A 23085-nucleotide genomic window follows, 5' to 3' on the forward strand; every position below is an offset into this window, starting at 1 on the left:
GTATCTTTGAACATTGTCTCAATTCCTGATGCAGATCGATTTGTTACTAAAGTTATAACCGAAAAAAGAACCAAAACAATGGTAACAATAACAATTCTTTTATTTTGTTTATTCCATTTATTATTCTTCTTATACAAAATATCACCCCTAGTCTCATACATTATAATATCTAGAGTCAAAAAAAGCAATTCGAGAAAAGCATTTTATCAAATTAATTCATTTCACATCAAATTACCATTATTGACAAGAAAAGGAACAATTTCAACATTCCACTGCTTTATTATCACAATAGTCCAGTTTCAGTTGGTTTCTTGCCCGCTGGATAATATTATGGTTTCTATAGACTAATATTCGTTATCTGTAAGTCTGCCTATCTGCTTCTTCTATAACACTGATTTATTCTCTTGATGATTCTAACGTTTACTATGACCATATGTCTAACCCTCGTAGACATTATGGTCATAGTGATAATCATTATAAGTGTTTTTTGCTATATTTTCATTAATAACTGATTTACAGTTTTTCTGCTTTGTTGTCTTATTAAATAATTCAAATGGAATTTCTCTGTAATAAATCATATTGCCTTGTTCATCTGTTTGACAGAACCCTTATCCATATCAAAGATATATTCACTATAATTAATGTCTAGTCATATCGTTAGATGATAAAATATTCCGCCCCCTTGTCAACCATTGTATAACACTCTGCCATTCCCAGTATTGAATGTTTAAGATTGAATACTCTTTGAAGTTCCTTTTCTCTATAGGAATATGACAATGGAAAAGCGATTCTTGTCTTATCGGTTGTGATATAAGTCATAAATCTATTCATATAGTCATAATTGAATAGATCATTGTATTATTTGCTTTACTGTTGGCACTTAATGGAAGATAGTGAACTGTATTGTAGATATTCTTAAGATATTGAGAATTCATTATATTGTCTAAATAAGCTTATCCGTAATGCTTATGAAGCATGGACTTATAGAGAGTAATATCATAATGAATAGTCAATACATCATCAAGAGATATCTCTTTATAATAGACACATGTTGAGGAAATAGTGATCTTAAGCATAATCAATTCCTTTCTATAAAACAAAGAAAATAAACAAGAATACATATCACATGTATAACCATTTTATCCTCGAAAACATCTGCGCCATCATTATATCACAATCAGCATATATATTTATAAAACATTTGACGAAACCAAATTCTTTATTGATAGAAAATCTGATCAGCTTTAAAACTATAAAACTGATTCCAGCCAATAATCAAATGATCAATGATTTCTATTGACATCATTTCTCCTAATTGGATGAATTGTATTGTTAACTGTTTATCTTCATCACTAGGAAATGCATCACCACTAGGATGATTATGTAACAAAACAAGTTTTGCGCTACTGACATGAATAGCTTCTTTAAAAACTTCTCTAGGAGTTACAACACTCATATTAATAGAACCAATAAAAATCGTTTTTTCTTTTAAAACACGATTTTTATTATCTAAACATAAAATAACAAAATGTTCTTGTTTTAAAAACATTAATTTATTCTTTACTCTTTGATATATATCAGTTGGAGTTACTAATGATTGTCCAGGTGAAATATTTGCTTGAAGTCGTTTTGCTATTTCAATAATACTTAAAATTTCTATTGCCTTTGCTTCCTTTATGCCTTTAAGTTGAATTAAATCAGCATAAGAAACATGGTTAAGCTGTGAAAAACCACCTATATCATTAAGTAATCTTTGAGATAATTGCAGAACTGATTCTTCCTTATTTCCTGTTCTTAAAATGAGCGCCAGTAACTCAACATTGTTTAATGACTCAATACCATATATCAAAGCTTTCTCTCTTGGATTTTCCTCTTTTGGTAATGATTTAATCATGTGTGACTCCTTTCGCTAGATTATCTAATAATTCTTGAGTTGATGTCTGTGAATCAACCTGATATGATTTCATAATCCCCTTTATTTTTGTTGCTTGTTCCTCTACTGCTTTTTGATCTTCACTAACTATTGACAAAACATAATATTGGTCATCCTTTTGATAATAACAGCCTTCAATCCCCTGCTCTTTAAGTTCAGATAATTTATCATCTTTATTGTTTTCCTCTTTATAAATACCAACCTGATAAACATATATTGTTTTTTGCGACAATGACGTCCCATATGTAAATAACAATATACAAAATACTGAAAATAACATTCCCATAATAACAATCTTCCATTCAAATTTCATATTTATCACCTCTTTCATATATATGCATATATGAATAAAATATGAAAGGCCAAAGCCTTTCACATCATTAATTACGCCATTCAATGTTAACAAGTCGTGGTATAGATATACGTCCTCTCTTAGATTTCCAGATCTTATATATCCCAGCTCCCAACAAAAGATATAATAATGCCGTTCCTATAAGTGAGCCACCTTGAATCTCATATTGTTCTTGTAAAGTTAATTCCTTCATATCTATCCTTCCTTTCATTTATTAGCCCCTATACTATATATATACGCATTTATTTTCCATTTTTCTTCTCAAAAATGAAAAAAAGTGAAATTTTTTCATTTCACTTTACATTTTCTCGATTTTTTCTTTTACAGCATCATATTTTGATTGATAATCTGCTAATTTTGTTTTTTCTGCTTCAACTTTTGATGCAGGTGCTTTATTGATAAAATTGGGATTAGAAAGCATACCTTCACAACGTTTAATTTCACTCATTAATTTTTTGAGTTCATCCTCCAATTTTTGTTTTTCAGCATTTAAATCAATATAATCTCCTAATTCAACAATCAAAGCATTTCCACCTTTAATCATCTCAGTTGCTACATTTTCTGATGTATCTACATTATAACCTATACATAAGGCATGACATAACTTATAAATATATGGAGATAAATCATGCAATAATGATTCTAATGCTTCATCCTTCGTTTGAATACTATAGGCAATTTCAATAGCGTTTTTAATAACATATTGTGCACGCATATTTCTAATTCCTTTAATAATATCAAATAGATATTGGAACTGATCATTAATTGTTTTGTTTGTTAATTCTGTCTGTATTGTTGGCCAACTTGAAATACAGATTGACTCTTCAAGATGTGGGATTGATTGATAAATTTCTTCTGTTACAAATGGCATAAATGGATGTAATAATCTTACAATAGCATTTAATACATATACCAAAGTATTTTGTGTTGCTGCTTTTTCTTGCTGATTTTCACTATTTAAATGAACTTTAGAGAGTTCAATATACCACGAACAGAAATCATCCCAAATAAAACTATATAACTCACTACCCACATTTACGAATTCAAACTTATCCATGTTTTCATCAACAGAAGCAATAACATCATTTAATCTATTTAAAATCCATTGATCAGATAAATTTAAATAATCAAATGTTAAATCTTCGTATTTCATATCTTCATCAATATTCATTAATACAAAACGTGCTGAGTTCCATATTTTATTTATAAAATTCCATGATGATTCAAGTTTTTCAGGAATATATCTCAAATCCATTCCAGGAGCAGAATTCGTCGTTAAGAAGAAACGCAATGTATCTGCACCATATTCCTCAATAACATCCATAGGATCAACGCCATTTCCCAATGACTTAGACATTTTTCTTCCTTGTTCATCACGAATTAAGCCATGAATAAGAACATCCTGGAAAGGTCTTTCGCCAGTAAATTCTAATGACTGAAAGATCATACGAGATACCCAAAAGAAAATAATGTCATAACCTGTCACTAATGTATTTGTTGGAAAATAACGTTTAAACAAATCGTTTTCAGTATCAGGCCATCCCAATGTTGAAAATGGCCACAAAGCACTGGAAAACCATGTATCTAAAACATCTTCATCCTGCTTCCAATTTTCTCTATCAGCTGGTGCCTCTTTCCCTACATAGACCTCACCCGTTTCTTTATGATACCATGCAGGAACTTGATGTCCCCACCAAAGTTGACGAGAAATACACCAATCTTCAATATTTTCCATCCATTGTAAAAAAGTCTTTTCAAAACGAGCTGGTACAAAATGAACCTTAGAGTTCTGTTGCTGATTTGCTAAAGCAGCTTCAGCCAATGGTTTCATTTTAACAAACCATTGTTTAGATAAATATGGTTCAACAATAGCATGACTACGTTCAGAATGTCCTACCTGATGCATATGTGTCTCAATATGATCAACGACTCCAGCATCTTTGAAATCTTGGACTAATGCTTCTCTACATTCAAAACGATCCATTCCTGCATAACGCCCACATAACTCATTCATTGTTCCATCATCATGCATGCATATAGGCATTGCTAAATGATATTTTTTAGCAAGTGCAAAGTCATTTGGGTCATGTGCTGGTGTACATTTCATAACAGCAGTTCCAAAACTCATATCAATGTATTTATCAGCCATGATTGGTAATGCCTCACCATTAGCTGGATTAATCGCATGTTTTCCAATAAGATGCGTATATCTTTCATCCTCAGGATGAACAAAGATAGCCTGATCAGCAAACATAGTTTCAGGACGTGTTGTTGCAATAACTAAAGTTTCTTGAGTTTCAACAACTTGATATTTAAAATAATACATATGTCCTTCTATTTCTTTATGAATGACTTCAATATTAGATAAAGCTGTTCTTTGAACTGGATCCCAGTTAATGATACGTTCGCCTTGATAAATTAATCCTTTTTCATAAAGCTTAACAAAAACCGTTTTAACAGCTTCACTCAATCCATCATCCAAAGTAAATCTTTCTTTAGAGTAATCAAGTGACAATCCTAATTTTTCCCATTGACTGCGAATGATAGAAGCATACTCTTCCTTCCATGACCAGGCTTTTTCCAAGAATTTTTCTCTCCCTAAATCATAACGAGAAATACCTTCTTCGCGCATACGTGCTTCAACTTTTGCCTGTGTTGCAATTCCTGCGTGATCCATTCCTGGTAGCCATAATGCATCATAACCCTGCATTCTTTTATAACGAATAATCATATCCTGTAATGTTGTATCCCAAGCATGACCAAGATGTAACTTTCCAGTTACATTAGGTGGTGGAATAACAATACTATAAGGTTTTTTTGTTATGTCTCCTGCTTCAAAATATTTTCTATCAACCCAAGTCTTGTATTTTCCTTCTTCAACTTTTTTGTGATTATATTTACTCGCTAATTCCTTCATCCTCTTCAACTCCGTTCTCATTTGTTTCTTCAGGAATATTATAATCATAAAAATCTTCCTTATGGTCCAAAATATACTTAATTAATTTTTCATTTAAATTTGTTGTACTAACCATTGCAATAAACTCATTTGTAAAATCAGTAAAATTATATCTTGTATAATCTCCCATATCTGGATCATTTTCATCATCTTCTTCATCATTTTCAATAATTTCTGCAAAGCGTCTTGCTGCCCTCATTAAATCAGCAATTTCATGAGAACCAACTTCTTCAAAAATATCTACTATCATTGGCACAAATGGCTTATTCGCAGGACTTAAGAAAAAACTATGCAAAGAACCACCTGATCCTTCAATTGAAGAACTCACTAAATAAATCCCATAAACAACAATTTCAGGATGAGTCATATTTTCAAAATAGTGATCAAAATCCTCAGCTTCCTTTCTTAGACAGTGAAATAAAGCCGCTGCTGAAACATCCTCTCTAGGACATTCATCAAAAATACCCGGTTTTAAATAAGTGTATTTTTCTCTTCTTTCCTGATAAGCTCTTTGTGCTTCTTTTTGTATTTGCTTATTCTTTTTTATTCTTTTTATAAAGAAATAACCAAGAAACACAAGTGAACCAATAAATAATACCCACACCAACATAATTTTCCAATCCATCTTTTTTTCCTCCTTCAAATAAAAAAGAACATTCGTATAAGGACGAATGTTCGTGGTACCACCTTAATTTATATACTTACGTATACCTCAAAACTTTAACGCAGTTCTACGTGTCTTTCTACTATTTCATTCAAAAGACATACTCCGAGGCTACCTTCCATCATTTCTTCTATCTCTTTTCACCAGCCAGAGACTCTCTATAAGAATACAAGATGTACTCCTCCTCATCAATGTATCATCATTTTAACAAAGGATCACTTTAAAGTCAATTACAATTGTCCAATAAAGTTATGAACAGAGTCTAAATAATACATTAATCTTGATAATTTAATGATATTCTCTATTTCATCCTGCGAATAATCAATAAGTGGAACAATGTTCATTAAACAACAAAGTAATAATTTTTCATCTTCCTTAAGTTCTATCTTCTTAAGATAGCATTCACTAAAACAATCTAAATCAAATAATATATCTGGTATCCTCTGATAGATATCAAACAAATCATAGATAGGCAAATCAATACAAACATTATCAATAGATAATAATCTTTTTTCTTTCAATGAAATATGATCATAATCAAAATGCTTATAATTCATGCAAACACGAATCTGATGATAATCAATAGTATGTTCCATATAACGTGACAAATACTGTCGAGCACTACACAGAGCACCATAAATACGATAATAGTTCATAACGAGCATCCATTGACTTGGAGAACGCATAGCAATATTTTCAAAGTTTTGAATCATTTGATCATAATAAGCACTACGTTCATTAATAATAAGCAATATATCCTGATTAAGTGTTTCAAAATATTGTTTATTAACCTTAGTATAATAGAAACTATGGTAATGAAGATATGCAAGTGTCTCAAAATAAAATTTTATTTTCATTTCTTTAAGCATACCCTGACTATTATCAATGTATGGCATGATATAAATATAATGTTGCTCATAAATTGTTAAATATTCATTATTCTTATTGAGTAGAATTTGAGTAAAACATTCAAGATGTAATGTTTCAATATATTCATACATAGTTTCTAAATGTTTATCATTGACAATCTTTAATACAAAATACCCTTCTTGACTCTTGATTTTTAAAACATTTGTCGCCAAAGTAATTAAACCAATGACATGGATGCCATAGTAGTCTAAAATCAGTTCTTTCATGAATAGTATGGTACAATTACAATTGTCCCTTGAGTCAATGGTCGCTCATGATTATAAGCTTTCAAAGCATATTCATCAATCTGATAACGATTAGCAATTGACTGATAATTATCCCCATCTTGAACAATGTACAAATAATAAGTACCAAGGTCCTCATCATCTTCATCGTCATCTTCATCATGATGTTCCATTTTTTCTTTAATTGTTTTTTCTGGTAATTGTGGACTTTCCAACGTAACAGGTTCTTTGATGATTGCAGGTGTTGGCTGTGATTCTTCAACTATAGGAACAATAACTTCTTCTTCACGCAACAATTCTTCAATTTCGGAAGCAATATCTTCATCATCAACAGAGACTTCAGGTATAGCGGATGCTTCAATTACACGGTCTTCATCATCTTGCACACCATAAATACAGGCTTGAATCACCAATGTTAAGTTGCCTTCATTAAGCGTATAATCAAAATCTTCTACTTTTACATGAAAATCACGTTTATCTGTAATTTTATCAAATTGTGCCAAAATATCCAAATCAATCGTTTCATGAAAACTATTTTTTGTTTGATCATCTTTATATTCACCATTAATCATAATACTGCCTATTGCTCTCATACCTTGATTTTCCATCTTATAACTGATTGATTCATCAACTGAGATAGATACAAGTTCTTTTAATTGATGATTCAAATCAACTAATTTCTTAAAATATATTTTTTGCATACTTTCCCTCCTAAGAAACTGTATGCAGAAAAATACAAATTATGAAAAAAAAAGAAGTCATTACTTCTTTTCAACAATTTCTAATGCCTGTTTTAAAACGGCTGCACCATTCATCATACCATATTCACGCATACCAATGTTTGCTACTGGTACACCAGGTGCTTCAGATTCAATTTTCTTTTGTGCATAACGAACCTGTGGACCAAGCAATATAATATCAGCTTTATCTGCATTTGCTTTCACTTCATTAGCACCAACTGCCCAAATTTCAACTTCAATATTTTCTTCTTTTGCTGCTTTTTTCATCTTTTCAACCAATAAACTTGTTGACATTCCAGATGCACAGCATAACATGATTCTTATCATTTCTTATATCCCCCCTAAGCCACATTATACAACAATATTTAAAGTTTGTTAAGAATTTATTTTTGACAGAGTTTCAAAATACATTCCCATACTTCATCAACACCTGTTTTATACAAACTAGAAAACTTCACAAACATATCATTTTTATCAAAGTCTAATGTCTCTTTAATGATTTTCTCATTTTTCTTGAGATCATTACGTTTTAATTTATCTTCTTTTGTCGCAACAACAATAACTGGAATTTCATAATATTTTGCATATTTATACATTTCAATATCATCACGTGTTGGTTTATGACGATAATCAACAATTAAAACTAATCCTTTTAAAGTATCACGTTCTCTTAAATATGTATCAATCATATCGCCGAAGGTTTCTTTAATTTTATCATTAACTTTAGCATAACCATAACCAGGAACATCTACCAAGCGTAATTCATCGTTAATATTAAAAAAATTAAGCGTTCTTGTTTTTCCTGGAGTACCAGATACTTTAGCAAGTTTACCATGATTCGTAATCGTGTTAATAAGACTTGATTTTCCGACATTACTACGTCCAGCTAAACATATTTCTGGTAAATCATTATCTGGCCATTGAGATTTCCAAGCAGCACATAAAACAAATTCTGCCTTTTTTATTGTATACATCAAATTCCTCCTTCATCATAAATTCTGACTACGTTCATCTTAACATAATCAACAAAAAATAACTAGAAAAAAATAGGGCCAAAGACCCTATTTTACTAAAGCATTCTCTAAAACTGTATCAATATGATCAGCTAAAACAATTTTTAAATCTTTTTGAACTGATTGAGGTATATCATCAATATCCTTTTCATTATCTTTTGGAATAATAATAGTACGAATTCCACTTCGATGAGCAGAAATAGATTTTTCTTTTAAACCTCCGATTGGCAAAACTTGTCCACGTAAAGTAATTTCACCAGTCATAGCAACATCATCACGAACTGGTCGATTACTAAAAGCTGATAATATAGCAGTTGTTAGAGTCACACCGGCACTAGGTCCATCTTTCTTAACAGCACCTTCAGGAACATGTATATGAATATCTTCTTTATCAAACGCGATATCCTGTAATCCATATTTTTCACGATTGGCTTTCATATAGTCTAATGCTATTGATGCTGATTCTTTCATAACATCACCTAATTGTCCAGTAATAATAAATTTTCCAGTTCCGTTAAAATGATTAACTTCAATTGGCAAAATGTCGCCACCATATTGTGTATAAGCCATACCAGTAACAACACCCACTTGAGGTTTATCTAATTTCTTTGTATGTTCAAATGGTGCCTTACCTAAATATTCTTCTAAATTGGACTTTTCTATAGTTAAGGTAATCCCTTGATTCTTTAATATCTTTAAAACTGATTTACGGCAGATTTGCGCAATTAATCTCTCTAACTGTCTCACTCCTGCTTCACGTGTATAATGACGAATAATAGCCATCATTGTTTCATCAGGAATAATTAATTGTTCAGTTTTTAATCCATGTCTATCTAATTCTTTTTTCAAAAGATGACGTTTTGCTATTTCTAATTTTTCTTGTTCTGTATAAGAAGAAATTTCAATAATTTCAAGACGATCTCTCAATGGTTCAGGAATACCTCCTAAATCATTTGCAGTTGCAATAAAGAGAACTTTAGATAAATCATAAGGTTCTTCAATATAATTATCAGAGAAAAGTTGATTTTGCTCTGGATCTAACACTTCAAGCATAGCACTTGTAGGATCTCCTTTATAATCACTAGACATCTTATCGATTTCATCTAATAAGAATACAGGATTAATCACACCCGCCTTCTTCATTCCCTGAATAATACGACCTGGCATTGATCCTAAGTAAGTCCTACGATGTCCTCTAATTTCTGCCTCATCTTTAACTCCACCTAATGAAGCTTTCACAAATTTTCGATCCAATGCTCTTGCAATAGATTTAGAAATAGATGTTTTCCCTACCCCTGGTGGTCCAACCAAACAAATAATGGGCGCATTTAAAGAATGAGTCATTTGTTTAACAGCTAAATGTTCAACAATTCTTTCTTTGGGTTTTTCTAAACCAAAATGATCTTCATCTAAGATTTTCTCGACTTCATTAATATCTTGAACATCTTCTGTTTCCTGATACCATGGTGTTTTCATAACCCAATCAATATATGTTCTTACAACATTTGCCTCAGATGATGCTGCAGGCATCATCTCATAACGACGCAATTCTTCCTCAATCTTATCTTTAATATATTGAGGATATGGCTTTGATTTCATTTCTTCACGAATAAAATCAGTATCATCTTCTTTATTAGGTGTGTCACCTAATTCTTCTTTAATCGCACGTAATTTTTCTCTTAAATAATACTCTTTTTGATTTTCATCAATACTTTCTTTCACTTTAATATTGATTTTTTCTTCTAATTCATTAATAACTTTTTCTTCTTCCATACTTGCTAAAACAAGTAAAAGACGTTTGTTAATATCACACTCAGCAAGTATTTTCTGTTTAGTCTGTAATTCAACATTAATATATTGACCAATAGTATCAGCCAATGCACTTGCACTCATACCCTGTGATAAATTAGAAAAGACTTCACGTGGAAACATTTGTAAATTTTTGTTCATAGATTGCATCTGTTCAGTAACTTTACGAACTAATGCCACCTCTTCAGTTTTTTCTCCAGTTATATCTTCTAAATACTTCACCTTTGAAAATAAGCAACCATCTTTTTCTTCTAGACTTAAAATTTCAACTCTTTTTTGTCCTTCAACAGTCAACTTAATTGTTCCGTGATTATCTCTTTTAATTCTTCTTTTAACTTTACACAAAGTCCCAAAATGGAAAACATGATCATAATCAGTGTTTTCATCAATAGGATTCTTCTGTGATATAAAAACAATATTCTCATCGAATTCATTAATACTTTTTTCAATTGCTTTTAAACTAAAACTTCTTCCAACATCTAAAGAAATTTCATGTGCAGGAAAAACAATCATGCCTCTTGTACAAATGATAGGTAAATCAACAACAATATCTAATTCTTCCATAATTCATGACCTCCTTTACAAAGATGAAATATAAACTCATCCAATTGACATTATTATATAGAATAATGTTACCTTTGTCCATTCAAACGCCTTAACAAAACAAGACGCATTAGGCGTCTTATTTCACGTTATCTTTGATTAATTGAACAGCCTTACGAGTTGCTAAATCAGATTTGATTTGTCCTAATTGACCTTCAAAAATTTTCTTAACTTCATCAAATTCTCTACCATAGTAAGTAGCAATTTCTTTGATTTCTTCATCAATTTCATCATCACTAACTTCAATGTTTTCAGCTTTTACAATTTCAGCCAAAATTAAATTAAATTTTACACGTTTTTCAGCTTGTTCTCTCATTTCAGCTTTCATATCATCCATTGTCTTACCTGTTAATTGCTGGAACAATTCTAAATTCATACCTTGTTGAGATAGATTTTGTTCTACTTCTTTTAACATTTGATCGGTTTCAGTTGCAATCATTGCTTCTGGTACTTCTAATGGAGTATTTTCGATAACTGCGTTAAAAATATCATCACTAAACTTAGATTCAATTTCACTTTGTTTTCTATTTTTGATTTGTTCTTTAGTATAAGTTTCTAAATCTGCTAATGTTTCAATACCATCAATATTAACATCCTTAGCAAGTTCATCATCAATTTCAGGTAATACCTTAGACTTAATTTCATGAACCTTTACTTTAAAGACAACTTCTTGTCCAGCCAAATCAGGTGCTTGATAGTTTTCTGGGAAAGTAACATTAATTTCTTTTTCTTCATTAACTTTCATTCCAATAAGTTGTTCTTCAAATCCTGGAATAAACGCTCCAGACCCAATTTCTAATTCATGGTTTTCAGCTTTTCCACCATCAAAAGCAACACCATCTTTATAACCATCATAATCAATAACTGTTGTATCACCATTTTCAACAGTTCCTTCTTCTTTTATAACAAGTTCAGCAAATTGATTTTGATAATTCTTTAATTCTTCTTCAATTTCTTTTTTAGTAACTTTCACTTGTCCTTTTTTGACATCTAACCCTTTATATTCTCCCAATTTTACTTCTGGAGCAACAGGTGCAGTGACAGTTATTTTTAAAACATCTTCAGTTAATTCATCGATTTTCACTTCTGGTTGTCCAACTGGCTGAATACCATTATCTAATAAGATAGCAGCATAACTTTTTTGCAAAATAACATCAGTTGCTTCTTCCAAAATAGCAGCTTTTCCAATTCTTGCTTTAACCATTTGAACAGGGACATGTCCTTTTCTAAATCCATCAATTTTTACATTTTTTGCTAATTTGTTCAATGCTTTCTTCTGAGCATCTTTCCATTCTTCAGTAGTGAAAGTTGTTTTAACTTCCATCATACAATTTTCAAGTTTGTTACAAACTGTTTCCATTTATACTTCCTCCATTATTTCAACACGCATATTATACATGAAACATCATGAGAATGCAACTGTTTTAACACTCTATTTGCTTGAGTGCTAAAATTTGCTGTTCAACATCATTTTTATCACAATAATATACGATTTCTAAATCTTCCAAGTCAACATCTATTGATTGTAATGTTGCCACATAATAATGTATTGCAGCAGCCCATACATTATATTCATTATCATAAATCTCACGTGGATAAAATGCATAAAGAATATATTCTAAAAAATCTATACATTGTTCTAATAATGCCGGATTTTCTGATTCGATAACATTTTCTAGATAATGTGCTATCCCAGTATATTGAGGCTGTTCCAAAACTAAAGGCATGTAACTCGGATTTATAGAATATATATTTCCAAATTTTTCTACATCCAAATCTTCATCTACCTGCTGATCAATCATAATTTCAATTAATAATGTTTTGGCAAAAAAATGGCGATATGGACTCATAAGATATTCTTGGATTGTTGATATTAACAATCTCACATTTAATTGCTGCAGTTGATCAATAGCCATATATAATAAATCTTCATTACATTCTTTTTTCTTTAAAATCTGATCTATCTCTTCAATTGAAAAAATCTGATTTTTAGATTCAACTTCAAAATGCGCTTCTTGCTTATCTAAAAGAACCTGATCATAAGCTGCATTAAATAACATCTCATATTGATATGGTATATAAGGCATCGATAATTCTTCAATTAATATTTCAATTGCTTCATCAAAATCGCCTAATTCCTTTAATGTTGTCACATACATAGAAATAACATCATAATATGTTTCTTTCGCATTTGCTTTCGCCCATGCCCCCTCAGCCTTGGCTTGCTGAAACTCACCTAATCCAACAAGACATACCAAACGTAAATATCGTGTATTTTCATCATTCATATCATTTAACATAGAAAGTGCTTGTGCATATTCACCCATTTGAATCAATTCTTCAATCATTATCCCACCTCCTTGACTTGCAATAGACATTCTATCAAATATATATCCTTTAATCAAATAAAACTCAAAATATTTTCATTTATTGATATTTACACAATATCATATATAAATAAAAAATATATATTCATTATATCTCTACAACTTTTGGATTTTTACTGTAAAGAATAAGAAGAAAAGAAATTTACTTCATAAAGGTATTCATGATATAATAGACACAGAAATGGAGTGAGAATATGATTATTGGTATACCAAAAGAAATTAAAAATAACGAAAATCGCGTTTCATTAACACCTGCTGGTGTTATGACATTAGTGAAAGAAGGACATAGTGTTCTTGTAGAAACAAATGCTGGTATAGGAAGTGGCTTTAGTGATGTAGAATATTTAGAAGCCGGTGCTCAAATTTGTTCAGTAGAGGATGTTTTTGCTAAAGCAGATTTAATAGTTAAAGTCAAAGAATATTTAGAAAGTGAATATAAATATTTGCGCGAAGATCAGATGGTCTTCACTTATCTGCATATTGCAAGTAATGAACCATTCGCAAAAGCACTGCTTGACTCCCATACAACAGCAATTGCCTATGAAACTGTTGTATCTAAAAAGCATACATTGCCTTTACTTACACCAATGAGTGAAGTTGCGGGACGCATGTCTGTTCAAGTTGGAGCAACTTTATTACAAAAAACACATGGAGGTAGTGGATTACTGCTTGGTGGAGTTCCTGGTGTTATGCCTGCTGAAGTTGTTATTATTGGTGGTGGAACAGTTGGATTCAATGCTGCTCGTATTGCTAGTGGCTTAGGTGCCCAAGTCCATGTATTTGAAATTGATGCAGAACGTATGGCTTATATTGATGACATGAGCAATGGAACAATTCATACTGTCTTCAACAACGAATACAACCTACGTAATGCATTGAAAACAGCTGATTTAGTTATTGGTGCAGTTTTAATTCCAGGTGCTCGTGCCCCTAAGTTAGTGACTGAGGATATGGTTAAAACAATGAAAGATGGAAGTGTCATTGTTGATGTCGCTATTGATCAAGGTGGATGTATTGAAACATGCGATCATACAACAACACACGATCAGCCAACATTTGAAAAATATGGAGTACTTCATTATTCAGTTGCAAACATGCCAGGTGCAGTACCAAGAACTTCTACAATTGCTTTATCTAATGCAACTCTTCCTTATATTTTAAAACTTAGTAACTTAGGACTAGAAGCATTAAAACAAGATGAAGGTTTCTTGTTGGGATTAAACACATTCAAAGGAATGTTAACATGTCAGGCTGTTGCTGAAGCGCTTCACGAGACTTACCATAATCCAAAAGGACTAATTTAAAAAAAGATTTATTTCATATTGACCATAAGACAATGTTCATAGAATATGTCTTATGGTTTTTATTTTTTGAAAAATGCAGTAATGAATTGTAACTCATGAGTCATATCTATAGTTAAAGTATAGAGACATTGGGTTGCATCTCATTTAATAGATGAAATTGGATTTATCTCTTTAGATTTTAAATGATCTATAGATGAGTTCTCATATTTCCTACTGATATAGCTTTTTTCAGCAAAAAGGAGAAGCATATTTTTGTGCTTCTCCTATACTTAACTTAATAACATCGCATTAATTTATTTGCTTTTATTTACTCATCACCGAAACAAACACCGATTGCTTTTGCAGCTCTAACTAATTCTCCATTTGGATCAACAACTTTTTGTTTTCCAAATTTAGCATCACCAATCACTTCTTCTAAAGATGTATAATCCATATTTTCACCATGTAAAGTAACAACATTGCCAAATAATCCTTCATCAATTAATTCACAAGCTTTCACTCCAAAACGAATTGATAATATACGGTCATATGCTGTAATATCACCACCACGGATAATATGCCCAGGATTCACTGAACGTACTTCATGATTTGGAATAACCTTTTCAAGATCATCTGCAACTTTAGCTGCCAAACCACTATAACGAACTGGATCTGGTGAATCTTCAACAATTTTACCAATTACCTTTGTTCCATCTGCATATTTCGCACCTTCAGCTACAGCAATAACTGTATAAGGCATACCAGCAGCATCACGTTTAGCTACATGTTTTGCAATGTTCTCAATAGTAAATGGAATTTCAGGAATTAAACAAACCCCAGCATTTCCTGCTAAACCTGCATACAATGAAATCCATCCAGCATCTCTACCCATTAATTCACAACAAATCACACGATGATGTGACTTCGCAGTAGTTTGTAAACGATCTATAAATTCAGTTCCCACACTCATAGCACTAATAAATCCATAAGTCAAATCAGTACTTGATAAATCATTATCCATTGTTTTAGGGACTCCAATAACATTTACACCTTTTCTAGAAAAATCTCTAGCACTTGTTAATGTTCCATCACCACCCAAAACTACCAAAACATCAACACCAGCTTTTTTAAGATTCTCAACCCCAATATCACTCACATCTTTTTTTATTTTTCCACCTTTTCCATCATCTACAAGGTAATCAAATAAATTATCTTTATTAGAACTATATAAAATAGTTCCACCTTCTTTATAGATATCTTCTACTTTTTCTTCTGTTAATTCAATATAATTGTTATTGTATAAACCACGGTATCCATAAACATAACCAATAACTTCCCAACCATATTTACTAATTGCAGTCTTTGTTATTGTTCTTATAACAGCATTTAAACCTGGACAGTCACCACCACCAGAAAGTAATGCAATTTTTTTCACTTTCTTTTCCATATATATATCCTCCAATTTTTTCCTACTTATCTATTATAATAAAAATCGAGCAAGACTACAACAAAAAAATGAATACGTTTACATATTTTTAAAAGAAAAGACAAGATTTCTAAAAACCTTGTCCCTCAATAAAGCACTTTCCTTTACCATCATTCTTTGCCCTATATAAAGCGATATCGGCGGCTTTCATTAATTCATAAACATTTTCATGCTCATTCATCCATGCTAATCCACCTGATGCATGCAAATAAACATCTTTACGTTGGGCAAATGATAATTTCATTTGTGACATTTCTGACCATAAGTATCGAATATAATCACTCAACATTTTACGATTTTCAAAACCATATAAGAACATACAAAATTCATCACCAGAACGTCTTGATATAATCGCATGATCAGGTGCTAGCATATGAAGACAATAAGCAAATTTTGTAAGATAAACATCACCAAAATCATGCCCAAACTGATCATTAATCTGTTTGAAGTCATCTAAATCAATCATAACAGCAGCTGCAACCTTTAATTCTAAATCTGAATTATTCAACTCTTCTAGCTGCTGCAGATATGTTTTATAAATAAAGAGATGTGTTAAAGTATCATGTTCTGATTCATATTTCAACATACAATGCTGTAAATAATCATTGGTAACATCTTCAACTGTTCCTAATATATCTCCTTCTTCATAAACAACATGTATTTTCAAATAATACTGATAATCAATGCAATAAATATGAGAAGCAACTTCATTTTTCAATAGTATCTCTAATTTATTTAAAAAGAGTGTTTTATCTTTAAATAATATATCAGCCTGTTGGTTATCCAAATGCAAAAGACTTTTTAAACGAGAAGTTACCAAAACATGAGGAATGTCTTCTCGACATTCAAATGCAGCAATAGGAATATCAGTCATTTCAATAATCTGTGATACCTTGACTGTTGCATTTAGAATAGCTTGAACCATTGCATTAATATCCTGACTTAATGTTTCTAATTCCGGTGCAGTTTTCACATCAACCTTAAGATCTAAATGTCCTCTTTGTATTTCATGTAAATCATGAACAATACGATGAACACCACTAATGATATAACGATTAACCACCCTATTCACAACTAATAAAGACACAATATAAATCACCAAAAGGTAAAATGCAAAAGTTATTGTTTCACGCATTCTCGTTGCATATAAAGTATCTTGAGGAATTCCAATTCCAAAAATAACATCATTATTTTCATTAGTGAGTATATAACGCTGTTTTTGATCCACTTTAAAAAATTTACCTTTATGCGCAGAAAGAAAGTCTTCTAACGTAACACCCAATGTTTCAATGTTTTCTACACTTGAATATTTCTCATCAGTATGCGCTATCACTGCCTTTGTTTTCTTATCAATCACAAATAGACTTTCTCCTTTATCAACAGGAATCTTATTCAAAATAGACGCATATGTATTTCTCTTCTTGGTATCAATTAATCTAGCAGGTTCCAATCCAACCTGTACAATTCCTTTTTCATCAGGACGACTTACACCCACATACTGCATCATTTTTCTTTCGGCTGTATTAGGTTGCATTTCTTGAATAACATAACTATTTTGGGGATAACTCTCTAAAATTGGCAAAAAACCACTTGTTTGCTCACCATCATGAAAATCAATTCCAATATACTTGAGAACAGTTGAATATGTAATAATTCCTTGACTATTTGTAACATGTAATTCATCTACATTTAACAATTTTGATATTCTTTCTAGCTCCGATTGTTTCTTTAAGATACTTGAATCCTTTTCAATTATATATGCAAAAGCTTTTGCACGCGTTAAATAATCTTCGTTTAAACTTTCTGTTAAAGTTTGTAACTCAATATCATTATTTTCTATTACAGAGATTAATTGATTTATTTTATTTTGAAAAGAACGTTGTTTTTCATTGACTAAAGTCATTCCTACTGCATTGTAATGAAATACTAAAATAGCAATCATTGCAATTATCATTATAAATAATAAATATTTTCGCATTATTTTTTGCATTATCATTCCCCAATTCTTACAATAGATTATTTTTCTTATCATACCATATTTACCTTATAGATAACAGAAAAAACCTATCAAAGATAGGTTAACGATATTTTAATTTCTTTACAACTTTTGATACTGGTAATCCAATAACATTATCTTTATCGCCATCAACATAATCAACAAAACAATCAGCTAACCCTTGAATTCCATAAGCCCCAGCTTTACCTTGCCATTCACCTGAGTTTAAATACTTATCCAACATTCCATGAATATCCTTAAAATAAACATCTGTCGTTTCAACAAAAGTTTCTAATTGACTTCCAAAATAAATTGCAACCGCTGTATACACAGTATGTTTCTGTCCAGATAACATTTCTAATATATATCTCGCCTCTTTTTCATCTTTAGCTTTACCAATAATTTGATTGTTAAAATAAACAATTGTATCAGCACCAATCACTATATCATCAGGGTATTTTTGATGGATTGGTGTTGCCTTATCAATTGCTAAAGAAATGAATCTTTGTGGAATGGGTAATGTTTCATCCATAATTTCATCTATAGAAGAAGCATCGATTATAAAATCGATGCCTTCTCTTTCTAGTAATTCTTTTCGTCTAGGAGACGTTGAAGCCAGAATAATTTTATTCACCAGATTTATCTTCCTTTGATTGAACTGGTTTTGGTAATAATGCTTTTCTAGAAACATTAACACCTTTATCAGTTATTTTAATAACTTTTACTTTCACAACATCACCTAATTTTAAAACATCCGAAACTTTATTAATTCTTTCATGTGCAACATCTCCAACATGTAAGAATCCATTTGTTCCTTCAAATAATTCAACAAAGGCAAATTTGTCTTCTACACGAACAACCTTACCATCATAGATTTCTCCAACTTCTGCTTTCTTGACAATGTTTTCAATAAGTTTAGCAGCTGTATTAATAGCATCTTGATCAAAATGATAAATTGTTACACGACCATCTTGTTCAATATCTATCTTCACATCATTTGATTTTTCAATAATTTCATTAATATTCTTTCCACCAGGTCCAATAACATCTTTAATTTGATCTGGATCAATTCTCATCATAAAGACTTTTGGAGCATATGGACTTAATTGATTTTTAGGTTGATCAATAGCTCCTAACATACAATCCATAATTTGTTGACGTCCAATCTTAGCTTGCGTTAATGCTTCCTGCAAAATTTCTTTAGTAATTCCATCAATTTTAATATCCATTTGCAATGCACAAATTCCTTTTTTTGTACCTGCGACTTTAAAATCCATATCGCCTAAATGATCTTCCATTCCTTGAATATCTGTCAATATTGTATAGTCATCACCTTTTTTTACTAATCCCATAGCAACCCCACTGACTGGATTACTGATAGGAACTCCAGCTGTCATTAAAGCCATTGAAGATGCACATATTGATGCCTGTGATGATGAACCATTTGATTCTAATACTTCTGATACAACTCGAATTGTATATGGAAATTCATCTTCACTTGGAATAACTTGAGCCAATGCTCTTTCTCCTAATGCACCATGTCCAATCTCACGACGACCAGGAGCCCCCATTCTTCCTGTTTCACCTACAGAATATGGTGGGAAGTTATAATGATGCATGAATCTCTTTTGATCTTCTAATCCTAAGCCATCAATCTTTTGATGTTCTCCTAGCGCCCCTAATGTACACACTGATAGTACTTGTGTTTCACCACGTGTAAATAATGCTGAACCATGAACTCTTGGCAATAAATCTACCTGAGCATTTAATGGTCTCACTTCATCAATTTGACGTCCATCAGGTCTTACTTTATCTTCCGTAATTAATCTTCTGACTTCATCCTTCTCTAAGTCATGTAAAACCATTTTGACTTGTTTGATAACTTTTGCTTCTTCTTTAAAATCTGCATATTCTCTCGATTCAAATAAAGCAACAATTTCATCATTAATATCATCAATAGCTCCATATCTTTCCAATTTTCCTGGAATACGAACTGCATCAATCATTCTTTCTTTGGCTAATGATTCAACTTCTGCAACAATTGCAGGATCTAATTCAAATAAAGGAATTTCAACTTTTTCCTTGCCACAAGCTGCAACAATCTTTTCTTCAAAAGCAATTAATTCTTTAATTGCTTCATGACCAAACATCAATGCATTTAACATTGTTTCTTCATCAACTTCTTTAGCATCAGCTTCCACCATATTAATAGCATCTTTAGTCCCTGCAACTTCTAGATTAATTAAACTTCTTTCCATGTCCTCTGGCCCTGCATTAACAGTAAACTCACCATCAATCAATCCAACATGTACACCAGCAATAGGTCCATTAAAAGGAATATCAGATAAGCATAATGCTAATGAAGCCCCAAACATTGCAGCCATTTCTGGTGATGCATCCTGATCTACAGATAAAACTGTATTCACAACTTGAACTTCATTTCTAAACCCATCAGCAAATAGCGGACGAATTGGTCTGTCAATCATACGAGCCGTTAATGTCCCATGTTCACTAGGACGTCCCTCTCTTTTTAAGAATCCTCCAGGAATTTTACCTACAGAATATAATTTTTCTTCATATGTAACGGTTAATGGGAAAAAATCCACATCTTTTGGTTCTTTCCCTGCTACAGCAGTTGACAAAATAACTGTATCATCATATCTTACCAATACAGAACCATTGGCTTGTTTAGCAAGTTCTCCTGTTTCTACAGTTAATGTCTTACCATAAAATTCTAAACTAAATACTTGTTTTGACATATTATATTTCCACCTCTTCATTATCTAAGACATTATAGCATAAATTGTCCTAATAACAAAACATTTATTTTGAGATATTCATAAACTCATAAAAAAGAAGAAACATTTTCTCTAATGTTTCCCCTTTATATCTCTAAAATGCTGATAATGAATACCAATATGTCCAATTCCTAAAAGTATTGTCGATACAATCAAAGCAATATTTTGAATTGATATTCATAAACACAAAAAAGCAATAACTGGACAAGTTGCTCCAGCAAGTGGAATACCTAAAAATGAAGCATAAAAGTTATTAAGCGTTTGAGCGCTTTTAAAATATCGAACCCAAAAACCTTCATAAATAAACATAGCTACTATAGAAATCATCATAAAAATGTCAAAACAATAAACAACTTCTTGAAAAGATATTACACCAAAACAAGATGTAAGAACTTCACCAACTCTTTCCAATACCAATAAAACTTTATTTTCATGAGATGTATCATAACCAATAGGCTGATGTTTTGCCCAAAGAAGATTAGGAAATATTAACCCTATCAAGTAAATAATTCCAATCCAAGAAACATATATATATCCATCATAAATTCAAAAATATCCCTGCAACATTAAAATATACTAATAAAGATAAAGCATCTACAATTGTTGTAATAAAAGGACTTGCCATCACAGCAGGATCAAACCCAATTTTATCAGCCAAAATAGGTAATATACAGCCTACCAATTTAGCAACAACAACAGTAACAAATAAAGTTAAACAAACAACAAAAGCAACTAATGTTGTTGTTTGGTCAATTAATAATATCTTTACAAAATTAGCTACTGAAAGTGTACCTCCAACAATAATAGAAACTTTCATTTCTTTCCAGATGACCAGTGGAAGCTCTTTAAATTCAACTTCATCCAATGATAAAGCTCGAATAACAGATACAGATGCCTGTGACCCACAATTTCCACCAGTGTCCATTAACATAGGAATAAAAGCAGTTAAAATAACATAAGTGGATAAAGCTGATTCAAAACCTTGAATAATTTTTCCCGTAATTGAAGCAGAAATCATCAATAACAAGAGCCAAGGAATACGTTTTTTGTAAGTATCCCAAACACTGGTTTTCATATATGGTTGATCAGTTGGTGTAATAGCAGCCATCATTTCGATATCTTCAGTTGCCTCTTCTTCAATGATATCCATTACATCATCTACAGTAATAATACCAACCAATCTATTTTCATTATCAACAACTGGCATAGCTGCAAAATCATATTTTTGAAACTGTTTTGCAACTTCTTCTTGATCATCCAATGTATGAACTGTAATGATATTTTCAGTCATCAATTCTTTAATACTTATGTTTTCATTAGACAAAATAATTTCTCTTAATGTTACAATTCCTAACAGATGTTTTTGGGCATCAGTAACATAACAGATATTAATTGTTTCTTTATCAATTCCTGTTTTACGAATACGTTCAATCGCATCACTCACACTCATATAGGCACGTAAGTCAACAAATTCAACAGTCATAATACTACCAGCAGAATCTTCTGGATACTTTAACAAACTGTTAATATCTCTACGTGTTTCTTTATCAGTTGCTGCTAAAACCTTTTTCACAACATTTGCAGGCATTTCTTCTAACATATCAACTGCATCATCAGAATACAAATCATTCATGATTTGTCCAATCTCACGATTTGTCAAAGACTCAATAATCATTTGTTCATATTCAACTGGTATGTATGAAAAAACATCAGCTGCACTATCCTTAGGTAATAATCTAAACAAACGCACAACATCTTCACGTTCATCAATTGTTTCAATAATTTCTGCAATATCTGCTTCATTTAAATCAACTAATAATTCTCTAATCTGGTGATATTTTTTATTCTCTAATAAATCTTTAATTTGAATTTCTAATTCTTCTATTCTTTCTTCCATATTTTTCCCTCCAA

General features: G+C 31.3%; 19 protein-coding genes and 1 other annotated feature. Of the genes, 1 reads left to right on the plus strand and 18 read right to left on the minus strand.

All coding sequences use genetic code 11. The features are described from left to right. Window positions 1-1219 precede the first annotated feature (1219 nt). The 12 genes from radC to BN350_RS11890 all read right to left on the minus strand — a co-directional run bounded on the left by radC (window position 1220) and on the right by BN350_RS11890 (window position 13572). Window positions 1220-1894, minus strand: coding sequence for a RadC family protein (radC, locus tag BN350_RS11835; RefSeq protein ID WP_028043786.1), 675 nt, complete (start codon window positions 1892-1894; stop codon window positions 1220-1222). Then, window positions 1887-2246: an SPOR domain-containing protein gene (locus BN350_RS11840; protein ID WP_028043787.1), complete on the minus strand. Its 360-nt coding sequence runs from the start codon at window positions 2244-2246 to the stop codon at window positions 1887-1889. Before BN350_RS11840 ends, radC begins: the two co-directional genes overlap by 8 nt. A gap of 67 nt (window positions 2247-2313) precedes the next feature. Then, entirely contained in the window at window positions 2314-2478 is a 165-nt protein-coding gene (locus BN350_RS20995; protein ID WP_187117135.1) for a hypothetical protein, read from the minus strand. A gap of 105 nt (window positions 2479-2583) precedes the next feature. Then, entirely contained in the window at window positions 2584-5202 is a 2619-nt protein-coding gene (locus BN350_RS11850; protein WP_028043788.1) for a valine--tRNA ligase, read from the minus strand. Continuing rightward, window positions 5183-5866 carry a DMP19 family protein gene (locus BN350_RS11855; RefSeq protein WP_028043789.1) on the minus strand — a complete coding sequence of 228 codons (684 nt, stop codon included), beginning with the start codon at window positions 5864-5866 and terminating at the stop codon, window positions 5183-5185. The genes BN350_RS11850 and BN350_RS11855 overlap by 20 nt, the downstream gene beginning before the upstream one ends. 35 nt (window positions 5867-5901) lie before the next feature. Beyond that, window positions 5902-6106 (minus strand) — a binding site (T-box leader). Window positions 6107-6135: 29 nt separating this feature from the next. After that, on the minus strand, window positions 6136-7041 hold the full coding sequence (locus tag BN350_RS11860) for a hypothetical protein (RefSeq protein WP_028043790.1): 906 nt from the start codon (window positions 7039-7041) through the stop codon (window positions 6136-6138). Further along, window positions 7038-7760, minus strand: coding sequence for a LysM peptidoglycan-binding domain-containing protein (locus tag BN350_RS11865; RefSeq protein WP_028043791.1), 723 nt, complete (start codon window positions 7758-7760; stop codon window positions 7038-7040). Before BN350_RS11865 ends, BN350_RS11860 begins: the two co-directional genes overlap by 4 nt. Before the next feature lie 60 nt (window positions 7761-7820). After that, a complete protein-coding gene (locus tag BN350_RS11870; protein ID WP_028043792.1) occupies window positions 7821-8126 on the minus strand; it encodes a PTS sugar transporter subunit IIB in 306 nt (101 codons plus the stop codon). Between the two features lie 56 nt (window positions 8127-8182). Beyond that, window positions 8183-8773: a ribosome biogenesis GTP-binding protein YihA/YsxC gene (gene yihA, locus BN350_RS11875; RefSeq protein ID WP_028043793.1), complete on the minus strand. Its 591-nt coding sequence runs from the start codon at window positions 8771-8773 to the stop codon at window positions 8183-8185. Window positions 8774-8860: 87 nt separating this feature from the next. Beyond that, the gene (gene lon, locus BN350_RS11880; RefSeq protein WP_028043794.1) at window positions 8861-11185 is read right to left on the minus strand and encodes an endopeptidase La; all 2325 of its coding nucleotides are present in this window, start codon (window positions 11183-11185) and stop codon (window positions 8861-8863) included. Between the two features lie 118 nt (window positions 11186-11303). After that, window positions 11304-12584 (minus strand): trigger factor, encoded by a 1281-nt coding sequence (gene tig / locus BN350_RS11885; protein ID WP_028043795.1) that lies wholly within the window; start codon window positions 12582-12584, stop codon window positions 11304-11306. Window positions 12585-12648: 64 nt separating this feature from the next. Continuing rightward, on the minus strand, window positions 12649-13572 hold the full coding sequence (locus BN350_RS11890; protein WP_028043796.1) for a hypothetical protein: 924 nt from the start codon (window positions 13570-13572) through the stop codon (window positions 12649-12651). 233 nt (window positions 13573-13805) lie between these two features. Here BN350_RS11890 and ald point away from each other — a divergent pair, with 233 nt between their 5' ends. Then, a complete protein-coding gene (ald, locus tag BN350_RS11895; RefSeq protein WP_028043797.1) occupies window positions 13806-14915 on the plus strand; it encodes an alanine dehydrogenase in 1110 nt (369 codons plus the stop codon). Window positions 14916-15222: 307 nt separating this feature from the next. Here ald and BN350_RS11900 read toward each other — a convergent pair whose 3' ends face one another. From BN350_RS11900 to mgtE, 6 genes are all read right to left on the minus strand, one after another. Beyond that, window positions 15223-16341, minus strand: a complete 1119-nt coding sequence (locus tag BN350_RS11900; protein ID WP_028043798.1) for a 6-phosphofructokinase — start codon at window positions 16339-16341, stop codon at window positions 15223-15225. A gap of 109 nt (window positions 16342-16450) precedes the next feature. Next, window positions 16451-18370: a sensor domain-containing diguanylate cyclase gene (locus BN350_RS11905; RefSeq protein ID WP_028043799.1), complete on the minus strand. Its 1920-nt coding sequence runs from the start codon at window positions 18368-18370 to the stop codon at window positions 16451-16453. Window positions 18371-18458: 88 nt separating this feature from the next. Next, the gene (locus tag BN350_RS11910) at window positions 18459-19010 is read right to left on the minus strand and encodes a Maf family protein (RefSeq protein ID WP_028043800.1); all 552 of its coding nucleotides are present in this window, start codon (window positions 19008-19010) and stop codon (window positions 18459-18461) included. Then, entirely contained in the window at window positions 19003-21135 is a 2133-nt protein-coding gene (gene pnp, locus BN350_RS11915; protein WP_028043801.1) for a polyribonucleotide nucleotidyltransferase, read from the minus strand. Before pnp ends, BN350_RS11910 begins: the two co-directional genes overlap by 8 nt. Window positions 21136-21351: 216 nt before the next feature. Further along, the gene (locus BN350_RS19160; protein ID WP_231385280.1) at window positions 21352-21675 is read right to left on the minus strand and encodes a hypothetical protein; all 324 of its coding nucleotides are present in this window, start codon (window positions 21673-21675) and stop codon (window positions 21352-21354) included. 37 nt (window positions 21676-21712) lie between these two features. Further along, window positions 21713-23071, minus strand: a complete 1359-nt coding sequence (gene mgtE / locus BN350_RS11925) for a magnesium transporter (RefSeq protein ID WP_028043802.1) — start codon at window positions 23069-23071, stop codon at window positions 21713-21715. Between the last annotated feature and the right edge of the window lie 14 nt (window positions 23072-23085).

Origin of the sequence: Candidatus Stoquefichus massiliensis AP9 (assembly GCF_000455285.1) — a bacterium.
GTDB lineage: Bacteria > Bacillota_I > Bacilli_A > Erysipelotrichales > Coprobacillaceae > Stoquefichus > Stoquefichus massiliensis.